We start from the raw sequence: 18919 nt of genomic DNA, 5'->3' as shown, positions 1-18919 counted from the left end.
CCGCCGGGACCGGTACCCGCGCAGAGCGTTGTCGATCATTCACCTGTACGACGACGAGTTTCGTCGAACGGTTCACCGGTCGAAATGATCAATTGGTGACGCAGTCCTGCCAAGGACAGCGGTGATGTCCTGCAGGAATGCCGCGACCGGGCCCAGGGTGAACAACCCGCTGCCGGCTCCGGCCAGTTCGTTCGCCGCCGGGGTGAGGGCGGCGTGGGCGCGTGCGAGGGCCGGCCGGTCGCCGAGGGTCAGGGCCGCACGGGCGGTCAGGCACCACAGAGCCTCCTGGAGGAGGTCGCGGGGTGGTTCGGGTGTCGCGTGGAGAGCTTCGGCGGCCTCGGAGCGGTGGCCTCGGTCGAGGAGAAGCAGGGGGCGCGCCCAGGGGGCGTAGGGGCCCCAGTCCGTGTGGTCGTCGAAGCGCAGGGGCAGGTCGTGCCGCACGCGCAGGCACAGCAGCGCGAGCGGCAACAGGCCGTGGGCGAGGCCCGGCATGCCCGCTCCCTGCAGCAGGGTGGCCGCCTCCCGGTAGCCCGCCTCCACCCGCGTCACCGGTGCCCGGCCGGTGGCATCCAGCCGCAGTGCGGCGTACCAGCCGGTGAACACACGCACCAGCGGTGCCTCGTGGCGTTCGGCCAGTGCGTCGGCGGCGGCCGCGTGCCGGTCTGCCGCGGTGAAGTCGCCGAGGGCGCTGCGGGCCTGGAGCCGGATCAAATGGCCGAGGATCTCGAACGTGGTGAGGCCGTGGCGGGTGGCGAGCGCGATCAGTTCCGCACCGATCCCGTCGCGGCGCGGCGCCAGCCCGCTGCTGTCGAAGCACTGCATGAACGCCGCGTTGAGGGCGAACGCCAGCAGCGCCGGATCGTCCAGCCGACGGGCCATCTCCTCGGCCTGGCGGGCCGCTTGCGCGCCACGGGCATGCGGGGTGCCGCGCGACTCCAGGGCGATCGTGGCGAGCAACCGGGCCTTGGACGCCTCGTGGCCTTCGGCGGGCAGGGCGATGAGGGTGCGTTCGGCTGCCGCTACCACGTGAGCGGCCTGTTCCGGGTCGTCGAGGCGGGTCCAGATCGCCGGGACGTCGTAGGCACCGATGACCCGGGCGGTCAGCTCGGCGTCACCCAGTTCCTCGGCGGCCACGATGGCCGCGACCCGGTGCTCACGGGCGGCCGGCAGTCCGCTGCCTCCGGTCACGGCGAGGCTGCGGAGCAGGCCGGTCGTGGATTCAAGGCGGGCGCGGGCGTCAGGGGCGACGGCACGGTCGTAGGCGGCAGCCACCTGCTCCCAGACCCGGCCGGCGGGGTTGTCGCGCGCCTCGCCGAGGTGGTCGGCCTGGTGGAGGATGTCCGCCTCCAGGGAACGCAGACCGGGCCCCGGGTCGATGCCCAGTTCCTCGGCCAGCAGGGCACGCGCCCGACGCAGCACGTCCAGCGCGTCGGCCTGCCGGCCCGTGCGGTACAGCGCCAGGGCCAGCAGGCGCCAGGCGTTCTCCCGCCAGGGGTGCTCGGCCGTGTGCGCCCGCAGGTCCGCGGCGGCCCGGTCGGCCAGGCCGAGGGCCAGCAGCGCCTCGGCACGCAGCTCCACGGCGTGCAGGCGCAGCTCGGTCAGGCGACGGCTCTCGGTCCGGGCCCACTCCTGCTCCGCGAACTCCGCGTAGGCGGGGCCGCGCCAAGAGCCGAGCGCTTCGTCCAGCCGTACGGCCGCCTCCTTGGCCGGCAGCGCACCAGCAGCGGTGACCGAGTCCTCGAACCGCCATGCGTCCACCGCGTCCTTCTCGGCGCGCAGGGCGTAGCCCGGGCCGTCGGTGACCAGCAGCCGAGCCGGGGTGCGGGGCGGTCGGCCGGGTTCGAGGGCGCGGCGCAGTGCCGCGACGAAGGTGCGTACGGCGCCCACGGCCTGGGCGGGCGGGTCGTCCCTCCAGAGGTCGTCGACGAGGCGGGAGACAGGCACGACATGTCCTTTGGCGACGAGCAGCCGGGCGAGGACCGAGCGGTGTCTCGGGCCCTTCAGGTCGATCGCGTTCCCGTCCGCGCCCCAGGCCGTCACCGGTCCGAGCACACCGAAGGAAGTCCCTACGTCGTCCACCGCCGTCCTCCTCCCCGGGCGCCGCCGCCACGCCGCTGCTCTGCTCATCACCCGCTCATCGGCCGCCGCGAGGATCGAGGGACCCGATCTTCCCCAAGGAAATCCTCCCCCATCGCATCGAAAGGAGCGGAGCCATGCCAAACGTCATCGCCGGCTTCGATCACCACCGCGTTCCCGTCGCCGACGGCGTGTCCCTGCACACGGCCGTCGGCGGCTCCGGCCCGCCCGTCGTCCTGCTCCACGGCTTCCCGCAGACCCACCTGATGTGGCGCGACGTGGCCGCCGACCTCGCCGCCGACCACACCGTGATCTGCCCGGACCTGCGCGGTTACGGCGCCAGCGACAAGCCGGCCGAGACCGACGGCACCGTCTACGCCAAGCGGACCATGGCCGCGGACATCGTGGCCCTGGCCCGTGAACTCGGGCACGAGCGCTTCGCGCTGGCCGGGCACGACCGCGGCGCCCTGGTGGCCTTCCGTGCCGCGCTCGACCACCCCGCCACGGTCACCCACCTGGCCTGCCTCGACGTGCTGCCGACACTCGACATGTGGGAGGTGATGCACGGCGTCACGGCCGCCGTCGGCTTCCACCTCTATCTGATGGCCCAGCCGCCCGGCCTGCCCGAGCGCATGATCGGCGCGGCGCCGGACGAGTTCTTCGGCCACTTCCTCGACATCTGGACGTCCGACCGGCGGGCCGTGCCGGACGAGGTCCGCGCCGCCTACCTGGCGGCCTGCCGCGAGGCCGTGCCCTCCATCGTCGCGGACTTCCGGGCCTCGGCCGGCGTCGACATCGAGCACGACCGGGCCGACCGGGCGGCCGGAACCACGCTCCGGATGCCGGTCGGCGTGCTCCAGCAGGACTGGGGCGCCGCCCTGGGCTTCGACGCCGCCGCGCTGTGGCGTGCCTGGGCGCCCGATCTGCGGCACACCACGGTCACGTGCGGTCACTTCATGGCTGAGGAGGCGCCGGACGAGGTCGTGAAGGCGCTGCGCGAGCTGGTCGCCCGCTGAGCGCGGTGGCCGAGCGGGAGCGGTGGCTACCAGCGCCCCCGCTCGGTCCCGGTGATCGGCTCCGACGGTTTGCCGTCCACCCCCACCGGCACGTCACCCGCGAGCATCACCCGGTGCATGGTCCGGGGGAAGTCGAGGTGGGCGTTGTCGCCGGGGGCGAGGTGGATCGTGGCCCGGTTGTCCCAGAAGGCCACGCTGCCGGGCTCCCAGCGGAAGCGGACCGTGTACTCGGGGCGGGTCGCCTGGGCCAGCAGCATCTCCAGGACGGCGGCGCTCTCCGCCCGGGAGAGGTCGGCGATCTGCTCGACGTAGTAGCCGTTGACGTACAGGATCCGCTCCCCCGTCTCGGGGTGGACCCTGACCAGCGGATGCAGGGTCGCGACCTGATGGTCGAGCAGGTGACGGACGTAGGCGTCGTCGCCGGGCCGGGGCTGGTAGCCGACGCCGAGGCGGTGCTCGGCCCGCAGCCCGTCCACGAACTCCCGCACCGGGCCGGACAGGCCGGCATACGCGGCGGCAAGGTTCGACCAGGTCGTGTCGCCACCGTACGGGGGCACCGTCTCGGCGCGCAGGATCGTCGCCGCGGGCGGGTCGACACGGGCGCCGTGGTCGCAGTGCCAGCCGCGCAGCAGGGTGTGCCGGCGGCGCCGCAGCCACTCGTCGTGCTCCATGCCGAACTTCCCGCCCAGCTCCAGCCGGTCCGCGGTCGTCTCGATCTCGGGGAAGTCCGCCGGGGAGGCGCTCCCCCGCTTGCGCAGGACGACCGGTTCGCCGAACCGGCGCGCGAACGCCACATGCCCGGCGTGGTCCAGCCGCTGCCCGCGGAAGAACACCACCTTCCAGCGCAGTACGGCCGCCCGGATCGCGGCGACCACGGCGTCGGCCGGCTCCGCGGCCAGGTCGACGCCCGTGATCTCCGCCCCGATGTGCCCGGCGACCGGTTTCACCTCGATCCCCGTGAGCTGCTCCGTCCCGTCCGCTGTAGCCCTGTCCGTCGTCATGCCTGCTCCGTCGGTCGTCCGTCCGCACCGGCCCCGGTCCGAGCCGGCCCCAGGAAGATCGTGACAGTGTTCGGCGGGCCTGGCGACAGGGCCGAGACAGAGCGTCAGACCGCGAACTCCCGGATCACCGTGTTCCGGAAGACCGCCGTGCCGTCGATCGCGAAGAGCGCGAGCCCTGTGTCGATCAGATACGGGAAGACCTCCGACGAGTGCACATACCGTCCGTCGCCGACGAACATCTCGACGGACGTACGGTCGACCAGGATCCGCAGCTGCACGGTGCGGGCGGACGGGTCGAAGGGGCTGTGGCTCTCCTGCCATCTGCCGGTGGCGTCGGGGTTCACGGTGGGGCGGCGGTTGAGGAAGGCGTAGTCACCGTAGATCCCGGCATCGACATGGCGGGAACCGTCGGGTGAACGGCGCAACTGGAGTCCGGCGCCCGTGAGTTGATCCCAGGTGATCTCGCAGGTCACCTCGTAGGCCGTGCCCCTGTAGTCGAGCACGCGGGTGCCGGTGACCTCCAGGTCGCCGAGGTTCACCGTGCGGGAGACGTGGTCGTGCAGGGCGGCGACCGGTTGTGAGGCGAGGTGGTACGTGCCGTCGGATCCCCGCTTCAGGGTGGTCTCGCGGACGATCGAGTCGGTGCCGTTGAAGCCGTCGCAGTCGATGGTGGGCGTGATGTTGGCGTAGTCCCAGTTGTTGAGCCAGCCGATCGCGTAGCGCACGGACGGGTCCACCGAGCCGTCGCTCCGGTGCTTGTCGAAGGTGACGGCCCCGTACCAGTCCCAGCCGTGGTCGAGCCACTGCGGGTCGGCGCCGTCGGCGGTGAAGGCGGTGCCGTCGAAGGAGCCCGTCCAGTAGGCGTACGTGTTCGGCCGCCCCGAGCCCTTGCCGTTGGCGCTCACGCCGAGCACCCACTTCGCGGTGCCGTCGGCGGCGGTGATGCGGAACAGGTCCGGGCACTCCAGGACGCCGATCCCGCCTCTGACGAAGCCGCTGACGTACGTCCACGACTTCAGGTCGGTGGAGTGGTAGAAGCCCACCTTGTCGTTCTCGGCAAGCGTCATCACCCAGCGCCCGCGCTCCTCGTCGCGGATCACCTTGGGGTCACGGAAGTCCCGGACGCCGGGGTTGGGCAGGACCGGGGCGGTGCCGTGGGGCGTGAACGTGCGGCCGCGGTCGGTCGAGTAGTACAGGTACTGCGCCTGCGTGACCTCGTCCGGCGCCATGGTGGCGAGGACGATCACCGCGCCCGCGCCGAAGCCCGCGGTGTTGTCGGTGTCGATCACCGCCGAGCCGGACCACACGTCGCCGTTGGGGGTGGTGTCCTTCGGCACGGCGATCCCGCGGTCGGTGAAGGAGACAAGGTCGGTGCTGGTGGCCAGGCGCCAGGCGGTGCCGGTGGTGGTTCCCCCGGCGAGATAGTCCGGGTTGTACAGGTAGTAGTAGTGATACTCGCCGTCGATCCAGATCGGGCGCTGAGGGTCGTTCTTCCACTGGTCGGGGACCGTGAAGTGGTACTGGGCGCGGTAACTGGCGCAGGTGGCTGCCGCCTTCTTGAGCTCCGCGGCCCTGGGCTTCGCGGCGGCCGTCGGTGCGGTCGCCAGCAGTGCGGCCGAGGCTCCCGCCGCCGAACCGGCGAGCAGTGCTCTCCTGGACATCCCTCGCATCACGCATCGTTCCTCTCGTCAGAGGTGTCAGAACGGTGGCTCGTGGGATCAGGACTTTGGGACCTAACTCGTTAAAGGTCAAGTGGTTCACATCTATTGACAGGGCCGTGGCCCGCTTCCCATCATCTGGGGCATCACTACTCGACTAACACGAGTTAGGCCCGTTAGATGACCGACTCGCACCTCACCCGCCGCAGCCTGCTGCGGTACGGCGCCTACGGCGCGGGAGCCGCCGCGCTGGCGGGCACCGCCGCGAGCTGGGACCGGCTCACCGGAGCCGACATCCCCGGCCGCGACGACGGTTCCCTCGTCGTCGCCACGCTCGGCCCCGCCTACGGACCGGAAGCCGTCCGCACGCTCACCGAGGGCTTCGGCAAGGTCCACCCCGACATCAAGCTGCGGATCAACGCCGTACAGGCCGTCGACTGGTCGGACTTCTTCGCGAAGATCCTCACCCAGATCGCGGCGGGCACCGCGCCCGATCTCGTCTACGTCGCCACCGAGGGCGTACAGCTCTTCGCGCAGCGTCTCGGGGTCCCGCTCGACGACTGGGTGCGGCGGGACGCCGGGGAACTGCGTGAGTACTTCGCCGACGTCCATCCCTCGCTCGTGGAGTCGATGATGTACGAGGGCAGCCTCTACCAGCTGCCCGTCGAGTTCAACGCCGCCGACATGTACCTCAACCACCAGGTGCTGAAGCGGGCGGGAGCGGACTTCCCGGCGGCCGACTGGACCCGCGACGACTTCACCGCCCTGCTGCGGGACATGAAGAGCTCCAGCGGCTCCCAGTTCACGCCGTACTTCTGGACCAACCGTCTGTGGGGCGGAGTGGTGCCGTGGCTGTTCGCCAACGACACCAACCTCCTCGCCGAGTCCAAGGCACCCGGTGGGGCCTGGCTGTGGGACTCCTTCTACCCGGCCGCCCAGCGGCAGGGACGCGGGGGCGGCTTCCGGTGGACGACGCCGCAGGCCACCGACGCGCGCGTGGAGGAGGCGTACGACTATCTCGCCTCCCTCATCCAGGAGGGGCTGTGCACGCGCCCCGAGGGCGGCAACGGCCAGAACCTGATCGGTGTGTTCTCCACCGGCCGGGTCGGGGTCACGCCCGCAGGCGGCTTCTGGGCCGGCGGCCTGCATCTGGCGGGCATGCCGGCCGACGGCTTCGACGTGCAGTACTTCCCGCGCTGGCGCACCCAGCGCATGCAGTACGGCGCCGCCGGCTACGCGCTGCTGCGCACGTCGAAGCGGCAGGAGGAGGCCTGGGAGTTCATCAAGTACGCCGCCCGTCACGACACCCTGACGCGGCTGTTCACGACCAACCAGACCACCCCGGCGCGCCGCTCGATGCTGACCGCCGACCGCTATCGCGAGACCGGCCCGAACCGCTGGCAGGTCTTCTACGACACCCTCGACAAGTTCCCCGACACCGGGCCGATCCCGGCACCGCCGCAGGTCGCCGAGGTCGAGCAGGTGCTGCTCAAGCACACCGGTACGGCCCTGTCCTCCCGGCGCGCGGTGGCCCCCGCCCTGCGCCGGATGCAGGGCGACCTGGAGAAGGCCATGGAGCGTGACGTATGACGAACACCCGGACACCGGCCGCCGTACGGCCGAAGCCACCGGCCGCTCCACCGGCTCCGACGGCCCGGCCCTCCGCCCGCGACCGTGGCGCACGGCGCCTGGCCACCCTGTTCCTGGCACCCACGATCGTCGGTATCGTCGTCTTCACGGTCGTGCCGATCGTCGGATCGGTGGTGCTGAGCCTCTTCCACTGGAACGTCATCGACTCCCCGAGCTTCGCCGGGGCCGCCAACTACCGTGAGGTCTTCACCGACTCGACCGTGCTGGTCTCCTTCCGCAACACGCTCGTCTTCATGGTGTTCGCCGTGGCGCTGCAACTGCTGATCGCGCTGGTGCTGGCCCTGGCGGTGAACGGGCGGATGCCGGTGTGGCTGCGGTCGGTGTTCCGGTCGGCGTTCTTCTTCCCGCTGGTGCTGTCCGCCGCGTCGATCTCGGTGGTGATGAAGTACCTGTTCAACCAGGACTTCGGGGTGGTGAACTGGCTGCTCGGGCTGGTCGGAGTGGCTCCGGTGCCCTGGCTGACGTCCGAGAACGCGGCCATGGCCACGGTGATCCTGGTCTACGTCTGGCAGCAGTTCGGCTTCTCGTTCCTGCTGTTCGTCGGAGGCCTGAACAACATCCCCAAGGAGATCCACGAGGCGGCCTCCCTCGACGGTGCGACCGGTCTGCGCAAGCACCTCGGCATCACGCTCCCCTTGCTCTCGCCCACGCTGCTGGTCGCGTCGGTGGTGGGCATCATCAACGCGCTCCAGGTCTTCGAGCAGCCGTACGTCCTCACGAACGGCGGGCCCGGTGACGCCACCCGCACCGCGGTGATGGTGATCTACGAGAGCGCCTTCGAGCAGCTGCGGTTCGGCGAGGCCTCGGCGGTGGGCGTGCTGCTGTTCGTGCTGATCATGGCGGTCACCGCCCTCCAGTTCCGGCTCAGCCGGCGTTTCGTCCATTACCAGTGAGCCGGTGACTTCCATGAGCCAAGCAACCCTCTCCCTGAGCCGCACCCGGCACTCGCTCGCACCCTGGGCGCGGATCGTCGCCCTGGCCGTGTGCGCGCTGCTGACCCTGGGGCCGGTCCTGTGGACCGTCTCCACCTCACTGCGCACTCCCGCCGAGGCGTTCGACCTGCCGCCGAGGATCATCCCGACGGACCCGTCCGCCGAGGCCTACCGCGGGGTCTTCGACCAGATCGACGTATGGCTGCTCGCCCTCAACTCGACGCTGGTGACGGCGCTGATCGCGGTGGGTCAGATGATCACGGCGGGACTGGCCGGATACGCCTTCGCGCGCCTCGAATTCCGGTTCAAGAAACCGCTGTTCGGGCTCGTCCTCGCGACCATGATGGTGCCGTTGCAGGTCACCATCGTGCCGGTGTTCCTGGTGCTGAAGTCGATGGGCCTGACCGACACCCTGCTCGGTCTGATCATCCCGGCGTTCCCGACCGCGTTCGGAACCTTCCTGATGCGCCAGTACTTCCTGGGCATGCCCAAGGACCTGGGCGAGGCGGCGATGCTGGACGGCTGCGGGCCGTGGCGGATCTTCCGGTCCGTGTACGCGCCGCTGGCCGCGCCGGGGCTCGCGATCGTCGGCGTGCTGGCCTTCAACTACCACTGGAACGAATTCTTCCGCCCGCTGATCCTGGAGACCTCCGGCCAGAACTACACGCTGCCGCTCGGCCTTGTCTCCCTCCAGGGCAACCTCGGCACCGGCTCCATCTCCGTGGTCCTCGCCGGTGTCGTCCTCTCCATGATCCCCGCCGTCGCCGTGTTCGTCGTCGGTCAGCGCCCTCTGCGTGAGGGCATCACGTCCGCAGGAGTCAACCGTTGAGCCTCACCGCTCAGTCCCCGGATCCCGGCGCCCCGCGTTTCCGGGTCCGTCCCCCCGCCAACTGGATCAACGACCCCAACGGGCCCTTCCGTTGGCGGGGCCGCCATCACCTCTTCTACCAGCACAATCCCGCCGCGCCCGTGCACACGAACGTCCACTGGGGGCATGTCTCCAGTGCCGACCTCGTCCGGTGGGAGCACCATCCGATTGCGCTCACGCCGACGCCCGGCGGCCCGGACGAGGCGGGCTGCTGGTCCGGGTGCGTGGTCGACGACGACGGCACACCGACCGCGGTGTACACGGGCGTCGACCGCCACCACACCGGCCTCGGCTCGATCTGCCTGGCGCGGGCGGTGGTCCCGGAGGACGAGACGCTCACCGACTGGAAGCCGCTGCCGACACCGGTCGTGAGCGGTCCGCCCGCCGACCTGGACGTGGTCATGTTCCGCGACCCGTTCGTGTTCAGGAGCGACGGACGCCGCTGGGCACTGGTCGGCGCGGGGCACGCGGACGGGACGCCGTCGGTGCTGCTGTACGACTGTGACGACCTGACCGACTGGCGGTTCGCGGGGGTCTTCCTGGACGGCAACGACCCGGTCGCGGCTGATGCCTTCGGGGACGGGGCGGTGGGCTGGGAGTGCCCGCAGCTGTTCTCGACGGGGGGCGGCGACTGGGTGCTGGTGCTGTCCCTGTGGGACGGAAGCCCCTGCACCACCGGCTACCTGACGGGCCGTCTCCAGCCGTACGACGGGGCCGATCTGCGCTTCGAGGCCCGCAGGGGCGGACGGCTCGACCATGGGCGGGACTTCTATGCCCCCGCCGTGCTGCAGGAGCCGGACCGGGCGCTGATGTGGGGCTGGTCGTGGGAGGCCCGTGAGCAGGCCGAGGTCGATCGCGCGGGCTGGGCCGGGGTCCTGACCGCGCCGCGGGTCGTGGACACGCATCCGGACGGGACCCTGGGGGTCGTACCGGCACCAGAACTCGAACTCCTGCGTGCGGGCGCGCCGTTCGTCACGTCGGCGGGCGGTCCTGCCGCGCTGCCGGAGGCGTACGACCTGACCGTCACCGCGTCCGCCCGCACGACCGTCAGCCTGCTCCGGTCCGTCTCCGGCGCCGAGCTGACGGTGGTTCTGGACCCGGACGCCGGCACCGTGACGCTCGACCGCGCCGACTGGCCCCGGACAGGACCCGAGCAATCGGGACCGATCGTGGTGCGGGCCCAGGCCGGCGAGGTGCGGGTCCTCGTCGACGGCTCGCTGCTGGAGCTGTTCGTCGGCGATCGGGCGATGGTCACCGAGCGGGTCTACCGGCGGCCGGACGACATCCCCGAGCTCGTCGTCACGGGATCGGCGGCCACGGTCACCGGCTGGGAGCTGGTCCCACCGACGCGCGGCTGATCACCGGGCAGGCCAGGCGCCGCACCGTCGCGGGCGGCGTCCTGCCGGTGTCGATGGCGTCGAGAACCAGCCGTGCGGCCGCGTCGCCCATCGCCCGGTGGGGCAGCGCGACCGTGGTGAGGGGCGGGGTGAGGAACTCGGCCATGTGTTCCTGGTCGTCGTAGCCGACCACCGACAACTCGCCCGGGACGGCGATGCCGAGCCGGGTCGCGGCGTGCAGGGCGCCCGCCGCGACCCGGTCGTTGTAGCAGAAGATTCCGGTGGGACGCAGGTCGGCGGGTGCGCCGTCGAGGACGCGCAGCGCGCCCTCGTACCCGCCGGCGATCTCGCCGCCGGTGCGCACGACCCACTCCTTGGGGACGGTGACCCCCTCGGCGCGCAACGCGTCCCGGAAGCCGCGCAGCCGGTCGACGGAGGCGATGTCGTCCTGGCCGCCCACCATGGCGACCCTGCGGTGCCCCTCGTCCAGCAGCAGCCGCGCCGCCGTACGGCCGCCTGCGCGCTCGGCGGGGATGACGGCGGGCAGGGAGTCGTCCTCGGGCAGGCAGTTGGCGAGGACGGAGTGGGTGCGGTGCAGGCCTTCGGGGACGCGCACGCGACGCAGGGACATGGCCGCGTAGATGATGCCGTCGACGCGTCGGTCGAGGAGTTCGGCGACGGCGGCGTCCTCCTTGGCGGGGTCGCCGCCGGAGTCGATGGTCAGCACGAGGTGCTCGCTGCCCCAGGCCGTCTCCATGGCACCGCGCAGCAGCCGGCCGGCGAAGGGCGAGGAGGCGATCTCGTCGGTGACCAGGCCGATCACGGCCGTACGGCGGCGGCGCAGGCCTCGGGCGACGGGGTCGGGGCGGTAGCCGAGCTCGGTGGCGGCGCGGCGGATGCGCTCCTGCGTGGCGGGCGAGAGGTTGCCTTCGGCGCGGCCGTTGAAGACGAAGGAGACCGCCGTGTGCGACACCCCGGCAAGCCGGGCGACGTCCCGTGACGTCGGTCGCGCCGATCCCGTCGGCTGCTTCTCCTCGGTGCCGCCCATGCCGTCCGCTGCCCTCGTCCCCCGCCGTTCCGGTTGATCACCGCTCACCCTATCCGTGACGCTGGACGCACGACACAGTCAAGGGAAGGTCCGGCAGTGATCAGCATCCCGACCCACACGCTCAACGACGGTACGACTCTCCCCGCCCTCGGCCTCGGCACCTGGCCGATGGACGACGCACAGGCCGCCCAGGCGGTTCGCGGCGCCCTGGAACTGGGGTACCGCCTGGTGGACACGGCGACGAACTACCGCAACGAGACCGGCGTCGGCCGTGGCGTCGCGGACAGCGGCGTGCCCCGCGAGGAGATCGTCGTGACGACCAAGCTTCCCGGCCGGCACCACGGCTACGAGGAGACCCTCGCCTCCTTCGAGGAGTCCCGCGCCCGTCTCGGCCTGGACTACGTGGACCTCTACCTCATCCACTGGCCGCTCCCCCGCGTCGACAAGTACGTCGACTCCTGGAAGGCCATGATCAAGCTGCGCGAGGACGGCCTCGTCCGGTCGATCGGCGTCTCCAACTTCACGCCCGCGCACATCGACCGCCTGGAGAAGGAGACCGGGGTCCTGCCCTCCGTCAATCAGATCGAGCTGCACCCGCTGTTCTCGCAGGACGGCCTGCGTGCCTTCCACTCCGCCAAGGGCATCCTCACCGAGAGCTGGAGCCCCCTGGGCCGCGGCACCAGCCTCCTGGAGGACCCGGCCGTGCAGGGCATCGCAGACGGCCTGGGGGTGACCGCCGGCCAGGTCGTACTGCGCTGGCACACCCAGCTCGGCGCCCTGCCCATCCCGAAGTCAGCGAGCCCGCAGCGGCAGCGCGAGAACCTCGACATCTTCGGCTTCACCCTGGACGACACCCAAATGGCCGCCCTCACCGACCGCGCCCAGCGGCGCCTCGGCGGCGACCCCGAGGTGCACGAGGAGTTCTGAGCGGGCGTGGCCGACCGGGTTCCCGACGGGCGTCGCTAACGCGGCGCGGGGTACTCGGGGCGCGCTCGGGAAGGAGGCGACCGTGGGTGAGAAGGACCGGCTGCGGGACTACCGCGGCAAGCGTGACTTCGGGCGGACCCGTGAGCCGGAGGGCCGCTCGGCTGCCTCCGGTGACCAGCCGCGGTTCGTGGTGCAGATCCATGACGCCAGCACCCTGCACTTCGACTTCCGGCTTCAGGTGGATGACGTGCTGAAGTCCTGGTCGGTGCCCAAGGGGCCCTCCGACGATCCCCACGACAAGCGGCTCGCCATGCCCACCGAGGATCATCCGCTGGAGTACGAGGAATTCGAGGGCGTGATCGCGAAGGGCGAGTACGGCGGCGGAACGGTGATCGTCTGGGACAACGGGACGTACGAACCTCTCAGCCATGACCGCAAAGGGCGGCCGGTCGACTTCGGCGAGTCTCTCGAGCGCGGCCATGCCACGTTCAGGCTGAGCGGCTCGAAGCTGCACGGCGAGTACGCCCTCACCCGGTTCCGCGACGGGGAGGACGGTGACCGGGAGGCGTGGCTGCTGGTGAAGGCCGGTAAGGGAGGGACGCGCGGACACGGCACGCCCGACCCGTACCGGGCGCGTTCGGTGCGGACCGGCCGCACGCTCGGCCAGGTCGCCGCCGAGGGCGACGAGGGGTGAGCGGTGGCGACCGATCTCCGTGTCGCCGCCTCGCCGTTCGACGGCCGGGTGCGGGAGGCGGGGGCGCGGTGGGCGAGGCCTGAACTGGTCGCGCAGATCGACTTCACCGAGTGGACCCGCGACGGCATGCTGCGCCATCCACGGTACTTGGGGCTGCGGGACGACAAGGCGGCCGAGGAGGTCGTTCGGGAGCGGCCGGCGGGGCGGGCCGCAGGCTGAGTCCGGCGGATGTGCCGGTGAGCCCTGACCGCCTGCCCTTCGAGTGATCACATCGGTTCGAGGCTTCACACCGGCGGCAGGGGCTGTTCCGCCCAGATCGTCTTGCCGCTGCCGGTCTGGCGGCTTCCCCAGCGCTGGGTGAGCTGAGCGACGAGGAGCAGGCCACGTCCGCCCTCGTCGTAGGCGTGGGCCCGGCGCAGGTGCGGGGAGGTGGAACTGCCGTCGGAGACCTCGCAGATGAGGGTGCGGTCGCGGATCAGGCGCAGCTGGATGGGCGGTGCGCCGTAGCGGATGGCGTTGGTGACGAGTTCGCTGACGACGAGTTCGGTGACGAAGGCCGCCTCGTCGAGGCCCCACGCGGTCAGCTGGTCGGTGGCGGCCTGCCGGGTCCTCGCCACGTGCTCGGGGTCCGCCGGCACGTCCCAGGTGGCGATGCGGTCCGCGCCCAGGGCTCGGGTGCGGGCCAGCAGCAGGGCCACGTCATCGCTGGGGTCCTCTGGCAGGACGGCCTTGAGGACCGTGTCGCACAGGGCGTCCAGAGTCTCGGCGGGCGCGGTGAGCGCGCGGCACAGCTCGGAGGTGGCGTGGTCGATGTCGCGGTCGCGGTCCTCGATGAGACCGTCCGTGTACAGGGCGACCAGGCATCCCTCGGGCAGTTCCACCTCCGCGGCCTCGAAGGGCAGCCCGCCGACTCCGAGCGGGGGTCCCGCGTTCATCTCGACGATCTGCGTGGTGCCGTCGGGCAGCACGAGCGCCGGTGGCGGGTGGCCCGCGGCGGCGAGGCTGAGGCAGCGGCTGACGGGGTCGTAGACGGAGTAGAGGCAGGTGGCGCCCAGTTCGGCGACCTCGTCGGTGTCGTCGCCTGCGAGGTGGGTGACCAGGTCGTCGAGGTGGGTGAGGAGTTCGTCGGGCGGCAGGTCCACGTCGGCGAGGGTGCGTACGGCCGTGCACAGACGGCCCATGGTGGCCGACGAGGGGATGCCGTGTCCGACGACGTCACCGACGACGAGGGCGACGCGGCCGCCGGACAGCGGGATCACGTCGAACCAGTCGCCGCCGATGCCGGCCTGCGATCCGGACGGCCGGTAGCGGTGCGCCACTTCGACGGCCGCCTGTCCGGGCAGTCCCCGGGGCAGCAGGTTGTGCTGCAGGGCGAGCGCCGTGGTGCGCTCCCGGGCGAAGCGGCGGGCGTTGTCGACGCAGACGGCGGCGCGGCTGGCGAGTTCCTCGGCGAACACGGCGTCGTCCGCTCCGTAGTCGTCCGACTGCCGGATGCGCACGGCGACCGCGACGCCGAGTGTGGTGCCGCGCGCCCGCAGCGGAACGGCCATCATCGAGTGGGCTCCCACGCGGTGGCGCCGGCCGGACGGAGCGCGGGCGTCTCGTTCCGCGATCCACCGCATGAACGCCGGCTCGCCCGCCTGACTCTGGATCACGTTGCCGTCGAGGATGGCCCGCGCCGGTGGCGAGAAGGGCGGGTAGTGGTCCACCTCGCCCAGGCGCACGGCCGCCTCCGGGGTGCCTTCGGTGCCGGAGCCGTGGGCGACGCGGCGCAGGGCGATGTCGGTGCCGGCCAGGGCCGGGGGCTCCTCCGATCCCAGGACCCAGTCGAACAGGTCGACGCTGGCGAAGTCGGCGAACCGGGGCACCATGATCCCGATCAGTTCCTCGGCGGTGCGCACCACGTCGAGCGTCGTTCCGATGGCGGCCGCGGCCTCGTTCAGCAGGGCCAGCCGCTCCCGCGCCCAGTACTGCTCGGAGCTGTCGAGCGCTGCCAGGGCCGTGCCCACGACGTCGCCGGAGGCGTCCCGTACCGGCCACATCTCGATGCTCCAGGCGTGCTCCCGGTTCAGGGCCGGGGCTCCCGTGAAGCTCTCGTAGCGCACGGGCCTGCCCGTCTCGGCGACTTGGCGCAGATGCCAGTGGAAGCCGCGGCTGTGCTCCGCTTCCTCCACGGTCTCGGGGAAGGGCCGGCCGATCAGAACCTCTTCCGGTACGCCCATCACCTGGCAGGCGACACCGTTGAGCCGCAGGTAGCGCTGCCGGGTGTCGAAGACCGACATCGACATCGAGGCCTGCTGGAAGGCCCGCTCGGCGAGGGTGGGCTCCTGCCCTGCGGAGGGTTCACCGACGACCATGTAGCCGTCGGGTGCGCCGTCCTCCCCCAGCACGCTGTGCGCCCGCAGCGCCAGATGTACGTGCGAGCCGTCCCGGTGGCGCAGCACTACGGTGCCGGCCAGCGCTGCGACGGCCGTGGGCGAGGGTTCCTCGGCGAGCAGTTCCCGGGCGGGCCGTCCGACGACTTCCCCGGCCGTGCGGCCGGTCAGCCGCAGTGCACCTTCGCTCCACCCCTTGACCACACCCTGGGCATCGAGGATCACCGCAGCGGAGACGCGCTCCATGCCGTCAAGCATGAGTCCTCGGCGGCGCCGCATCAACCGCGACGCCCAGCCGTTGCCGCCCGTCACGCCATGGCGCCCGCTGCCGCCGCGGCCCCGGGCGGCCGACCGGTCACTTGCGCAGCGCGGCGAGGGCCCGGTCGGCGTGGGTGTTCATCCGCAGTTCGCTGCGGACGACCTCCAGGACCGTGTGGTCCTGCCCGATGACGAAGGTGACCCGTTTGGTGGGGGCCAGCGAGAAACCGCGGGTCACACCGAACCGGTCCCGGACCTTCCCGTCGGCGTCGGACAGCAGGGTCATGCCGAGCGTGTGCCGGTCGGCGAACTCCTGCTGGCGTTCGACCCCGTCGCCGCTGATGCCCACGGGACGTGCCCCGGCGGCGGCGAACTCGGCTGCGAGATCGCGGAAGTGGCAGGCCTCGGCGGTGCAGCCGGGGGTGAGGGCGGCGGGGTAGAAGAAGAGCACCACCGGTCCCTCGGTGAGCAGTTCGGTGAGGCTGCGGGTGGTGCCGGTCTCGTCCGGCAGTGTGAAGTCCTCGACCTTGTCGCCGACCTTCAGCTGTGCGCTCATGCCCGGCCCTCCGAGTTCTTCGCGACGCCCCGGGCCCACAGCACGAGGGGGATCTGCAACGGCAGCCGGCCGATGGCCACGGCCTTCTGCTGGGTGGGGCGGTGCCGCCAGTCGACGGCCATCTTCACGTTCGCGGGGAACACGCCGACGAAGAAACCGGCGGCTGCCAGCGCGGCGACCTTGCGCGTGCGCGGCAGTGCCACCCCGGCCGCGAGCGCGAGCTCGGCGACGCCACTGGCGTACGTCCAGGTCCGGGGCTTTCCCGGCAGGGCGCGCGGCACGACCGCGTCGAACTGGCGCGGGACGGCGAAGTGGGCGACCCCCGCGGTGGCCAGCAGGCCGGCGAGCAGCAGGGGTGAGCGTTCGGACCGGGGCACGGATCCTCCTTGGATGGCCTGCCGCCGGATGCTACCGGAGGGTAGGTCACGGTCCGCCACCCGCCCCTGGCCGGGCATCAGCCCTGCTCCGTGCGGCGGTTGTGGGTTCCCGGCGTGTGTCCGAAGGAGCGGCGGAAGACGTCGATGAAGGCGCTGGCGGAGGACCAGCCGCAGCGGTGGGCGACGACGGTGACGGGGATGCCCTCGGCCAGCAGCCGCAGCGCGTGGTACAGGCGCGACTGGGTGCGCCACTGCGGGAAGGTCATGCCGAACTCGGCCCTGAAGAGCCGGCTGAGGGTGCGTTCGCCGGCCCCGGTCGCGGCGCCGAGCGCGGCGAGGGTGCGCGAGTCGGCCGGGTCGGCGTGGACCAGGGCGCAGACCGCGGCCAGGCGTGGATCCGCGGGTGTGGGCAGGCGCAGGGGCTGCTGGGGCGAGGCGCGCAGCTGGTCGCGCAGGACGGCGAGCAGGCGGCGGCGCTCGGGGCTGTCGTCTGCCGGGTCGCGGGTGTAGGCGAGGATCAGCTCGCGCAGGAGCGGGCTGACGGCGAGCACGGTGGGGGCGTCGAGGCCGAGCGAAGCGAGATGGGGGTACCCCCGGACGGAGTCCGGGGGAGGGTTGTCTTCGGCGGGCAGGCCGACCAGGTACAGGTCGAGGTGGCCGTGGGCGCGATGCGCGTGCACGGTGCCGGCGGGGACCCAGATGGCGCGGTTGCCGGGGGCGAACCAGGTGCCGGAGTCGGTGGTGACGGCGAGGACGCCGGAGCCCGCGTAGACGATCTGGTGATCGTCGTGCCGGTGCGCGTCGATGCGTTCCCCGGCGGCCAGGACCTTGGTGCGGGTCGGCGCGGTCGGCATGTGGCGGATGTCCGGCATACTTCGGCAGATTTTCGGAAGCGGGCCACGACCGGGCGCGGCGACGATCGCGGGGTGACCGAGAAACGCGATCGAGCGATCACCCTGATGTCCCTGGGCCATGCCTGTGTCGACGTGTACCAGGGCGCCGTCGCGGCCCTCGTCCCCTTCTTCGTCGCCGAGCGCGCCTACAGCTACGCCGCCGCCTCGGGCGTCGTGCTGGCGGCGTCGCTGCTGTCGTCGGTGGTGCAGCCGCTGTTCGGGGCGCTCACCGACCGGTGGGCGGTGCCCTGGCTGCTGCCGCTGAGCGCGCTGTTGGGCGGCGCGGGGGTCGCGCTGAGCGGGGTCATGGGTTCCTACGCGCTCACGTTGGCGGTGGTGGCCGTGTCGGGGATCGGGGTCGCCGCGTACCACCCGGAGGCGGCACGCGCGGCCCGCGCCGCCTCGCGAGGCAGTCATACGGCGATGGGCTGGTTCTCTCTCGGCGGCAACGTCGGATTCGCGCTCGCACCGCTGCTGGTGGCGGCGGTGATCGCCACCGGCGGACTGCGCGCTTCTCCCCTGCTGGTCGTACCGGCCGTCGCGGGGGCGGCGCTGTGCGCCGCGGCGGTGCGCAGGGCGGCGGACCGTGGCGCGACCGGGCCCAGGGCCGAAGGGGCCGGCACCGACGACTGGCCGTCGTTCCTGCGGCTGTCCGGCGCCATCGTGTGCCGGTCGATCGTGTTCGTCGGCCTGAGCGCGTTCGTCTCGTTGTACGTCCGTCAGCGCACCGGCGGCGGGGACGTGGCCGGCACGGCCGCACTGTGCGTGCTCTACGCGGGCGGAGCGGTGGGCACCGTGGCCGGGGGCCGGCTCGCCGAGCGGTACGGGCGCATCACGGTCGTACGGCGCGCGTATGCGCTGTCCGTGCTCGCGGTGGCCGGGGTGGTGCTCGTTCCCGGACCGGCGGTGTATCTGTTCGTCGCCCTCACGTCGGCCGGCCTGTATGTCCCGTTCTCGCTGCACGTCACGCTCGGCCAGGACTACCTGCCCCGCCGGGTGGGCACTGCGAGCGGTGTCACGCTGGGGCTCGCCGTGAGCGTGGGCGGTCTCGCCGCCCCGGTGATCGGCGCGCTGGCCGACGCCACCTCGCTGCGCACGGCGCTCGTCCCGCTGATCGCTCTTCCCGTGCTGGGACGGCTGCTGCTGCGCGGGCTGCGGGAGCCTGCCTCGCCCGGACAGGCGCAGCCCGACGCCGCGCCGGCGTCCGACGCCCCCGGCCACCGCCCTCGCACCGCGTCGGCGTGAGAGGGCAG

At 72.1% G+C, this 18919-nt stretch carries 16 protein-coding genes and 1 pseudogene; 9 read left to right on the top strand and 8 right to left on the bottom strand.

All coding sequences use genetic code 11. The annotated features are described in order from the left end of the window. Positions 1-72 precede the first annotated feature (72 nt). A complete protein-coding gene (locus ACFY5C_RS38200) occupies positions 73-2079 on the bottom strand; it encodes a BTAD domain-containing putative transcriptional regulator (RefSeq protein WP_389453971.1) in 2007 nt (668 codons plus the stop codon). Between the two features lie 134 nt (positions 2080-2213). Between ACFY5C_RS38200 and ACFY5C_RS38195 the strand changes: the two genes are divergently transcribed. Beyond that, complete coding sequence (locus ACFY5C_RS38195) at positions 2214-3092, top strand: alpha/beta fold hydrolase (RefSeq protein ID WP_389453968.1); 879 nt, start codon at positions 2214-2216, stop codon at positions 3090-3092. 26 nt (positions 3093-3118) lie between these two features. Here the strand turns inward: ACFY5C_RS38195 and ACFY5C_RS38190 are convergent, their stop codons facing one another. Together ACFY5C_RS38190 and ACFY5C_RS38185 are read right to left on the bottom strand one after the other, a co-directional pair. After that, on the bottom strand, positions 3119-4093 hold the full coding sequence (locus tag ACFY5C_RS38190; protein WP_389453965.1) for a TauD/TfdA dioxygenase family protein: 975 nt from the start codon (positions 4091-4093) through the stop codon (positions 3119-3121). Positions 4094-4197: 104 nt separating this feature from the next. After that, positions 4198-5763, bottom strand: a complete 1566-nt coding sequence (locus ACFY5C_RS38185) for a glycoside hydrolase family 32 protein (RefSeq protein ID WP_389454073.1) — start codon at positions 5761-5763, stop codon at positions 4198-4200. A 168-nt stretch (positions 5764-5931) separates the two neighbouring features. Between ACFY5C_RS38185 and ACFY5C_RS38180 the strand changes: the two genes are divergently transcribed. From ACFY5C_RS38180 to ACFY5C_RS38165, 4 genes are read left to right on the top strand one after another with little or no spacing between them, the layout of a single operon-like run. Further along, on the top strand, positions 5932-7341 hold the full coding sequence (locus tag ACFY5C_RS38180; RefSeq protein ID WP_389453962.1) for an extracellular solute-binding protein: 1410 nt from the start codon (positions 5932-5934) through the stop codon (positions 7339-7341). Next, positions 7338-8294, top strand: a complete 957-nt coding sequence (locus ACFY5C_RS38175; RefSeq protein WP_389453959.1) for a carbohydrate ABC transporter permease — start codon at positions 7338-7340, stop codon at positions 8292-8294. Before ACFY5C_RS38180 ends, ACFY5C_RS38175 begins: the two co-directional genes overlap by 4 nt. A gap of 13 nt (positions 8295-8307) precedes the next feature. After that, positions 8308-9162: a carbohydrate ABC transporter permease gene (locus tag ACFY5C_RS38170; protein WP_389453955.1), complete on the top strand. Its 855-nt coding sequence runs from the start codon at positions 8308-8310 to the stop codon at positions 9160-9162. Next, positions 9159-10559, top strand: a complete 1401-nt coding sequence (locus ACFY5C_RS38165; RefSeq protein ID WP_389453952.1) for a glycoside hydrolase family 32 protein — start codon at positions 9159-9161, stop codon at positions 10557-10559. Before ACFY5C_RS38170 ends, ACFY5C_RS38165 begins: the two co-directional genes overlap by 4 nt. Here the strand turns inward: ACFY5C_RS38165 and ACFY5C_RS38160 are convergent. After that, on the bottom strand, positions 10522-11586 hold the full coding sequence (locus ACFY5C_RS38160) for a LacI family DNA-binding transcriptional regulator (protein ID WP_389453950.1): 1065 nt from the start codon (positions 11584-11586) through the stop codon (positions 10522-10524). The two genes, ACFY5C_RS38165 and ACFY5C_RS38160, sit on opposite strands and share 38 nt — an antisense overlap. A gap of 96 nt (positions 11587-11682) precedes the next feature. Here ACFY5C_RS38160 and ACFY5C_RS38155 point away from each other — a divergent pair, with 96 nt between their 5' ends. The 3 genes and pseudogenes from ACFY5C_RS38155 to ACFY5C_RS38145 all read left to right on the top strand — a co-directional run. Beyond that, complete coding sequence (locus ACFY5C_RS38155) at positions 11683-12513, top strand: aldo/keto reductase (RefSeq protein WP_389453947.1); 831 nt, start codon at positions 11683-11685, stop codon at positions 12511-12513. Positions 12514-12595: 82 nt separating this feature from the next. Beyond that, positions 12596-13207 carry a DNA polymerase ligase N-terminal domain-containing protein gene (locus ACFY5C_RS38150; RefSeq protein WP_389453945.1) on the top strand — a complete coding sequence of 204 codons (612 nt, stop codon included), beginning with the start codon at positions 12596-12598 and terminating at the stop codon, positions 13205-13207. 18 nt (positions 13208-13225) lie between these two features. Further along, positions 13226-13426, top strand: a pseudogene (locus tag ACFY5C_RS38145) (ATP-dependent DNA ligase); the annotation flags it as partial. Between the two features lie 65 nt (positions 13427-13491). On the opposite strand, the gene ACFY5C_RS38140 reads toward ACFY5C_RS38145, so the two are convergent. The 4 genes from ACFY5C_RS38140 to ACFY5C_RS38125 all read right to left on the bottom strand — a co-directional run bounded on the left by ACFY5C_RS38140 (position 13492) and on the right by ACFY5C_RS38125 (position 17645). Further along, a complete protein-coding gene (locus ACFY5C_RS38140; protein WP_389453942.1) occupies positions 13492-15828 on the bottom strand; it encodes a SpoIIE family protein phosphatase in 2337 nt (778 codons plus the stop codon). A 109-nt stretch (positions 15829-15937) separates the two neighbouring features. Beyond that, positions 15938-16396, bottom strand: coding sequence for a peroxiredoxin (locus tag ACFY5C_RS38135; protein WP_389453940.1), 459 nt, complete (start codon positions 16394-16396; stop codon positions 15938-15940). After that, positions 16393-16773: a DoxX family protein gene (locus ACFY5C_RS38130; protein ID WP_389453937.1), complete on the bottom strand. Its 381-nt coding sequence runs from the start codon at positions 16771-16773 to the stop codon at positions 16393-16395. The genes ACFY5C_RS38135 and ACFY5C_RS38130 overlap by 4 nt, the downstream gene beginning before the upstream one ends. Positions 16774-16850: 77 nt before the next feature. Further along, positions 16851-17645 carry an AraC family transcriptional regulator gene (locus ACFY5C_RS38125; protein WP_389453934.1) on the bottom strand — a complete coding sequence of 265 codons (795 nt, stop codon included), beginning with the start codon at positions 17643-17645 and terminating at the stop codon, positions 16851-16853. Between the two features lie 87 nt (positions 17646-17732). On the opposite strand from ACFY5C_RS38125, the gene ACFY5C_RS38120 reads away from it, so the two are divergent. Next, positions 17733-18911 (top strand): MFS transporter, encoded by a 1179-nt coding sequence (locus tag ACFY5C_RS38120; protein WP_389454070.1) that lies wholly within the window; start codon positions 17733-17735, stop codon positions 18909-18911. The last annotated feature ends 8 nt before the right edge of the window (positions 18912-18919 follow it).

The sequence above is a fragment of the Streptomyces sp. NPDC012935 genome, from assembly GCF_042900345.1.
Classification (GTDB): domain Bacteria; phylum Actinomycetota; class Actinomycetes; order Streptomycetales; family Streptomycetaceae; genus Streptomyces.
Note: the sequence above shows the minus strand (reverse complement) of the source record. Positions and strands in the feature narration are given on the sequence as shown.

Coding starts and splice junctions, on each gene's coding strand:
- ACFY5C_RS38195 (WP_389453968.1), top strand. CDS start 2,214: ATGCCAAACGTCATCGCCGGCTTCGATCACCACCGCGTTCCCGTCGCC.
- ACFY5C_RS38190 (WP_389453965.1), bottom strand. CDS start 4,093: ATGACGACGGACAGGGCTACAGCGGACGGGACGGAGCAGCTCACGGGG.
- ACFY5C_RS38185 (WP_389454073.1), bottom strand. CDS start 5,763: ATGCGAGGGATGTCCAGGAGAGCACTGCTCGCCGGTTCGGCGGCGGGA.
- ACFY5C_RS38180 (WP_389453962.1), top strand. CDS start 5,932: ATGACCGACTCGCACCTCACCCGCCGCAGCCTGCTGCGGTACGGCGCC.
- ACFY5C_RS38175 (WP_389453959.1), top strand. CDS start 7,338: ATGACGAACACCCGGACACCGGCCGCCGTACGGCCGAAGCCACCGGCC.
- ACFY5C_RS38170 (WP_389453955.1), top strand. CDS start 8,308: ATGAGCCAAGCAACCCTCTCCCTGAGCCGCACCCGGCACTCGCTCGCA.
- ACFY5C_RS38160 (WP_389453950.1), bottom strand. CDS start 11,586: ATGGGCGGCACCGAGGAGAAGCAGCCGACGGGATCGGCGCGACCGACG.
- ACFY5C_RS38140 (WP_389453942.1), bottom strand. CDS start 15,828: ATGGAGCGCGTCTCCGCTGCGGTGATCCTCGATGCCCAGGGTGTGGTC.
- ACFY5C_RS38135 (WP_389453940.1), bottom strand. CDS start 16,396: ATGAGCGCACAGCTGAAGGTCGGCGACAAGGTCGAGGACTTCACACTG.
- ACFY5C_RS38125 (WP_389453934.1), bottom strand. CDS start 17,645: ATGCCGGACATCCGCCACATGCCGACCGCGCCGACCCGCACCAAGGTC.
- ACFY5C_RS38120 (WP_389454070.1), top strand. CDS start 17,733: ATGTCCCTGGGCCATGCCTGTGTCGACGTGTACCAGGGCGCCGTCGCG.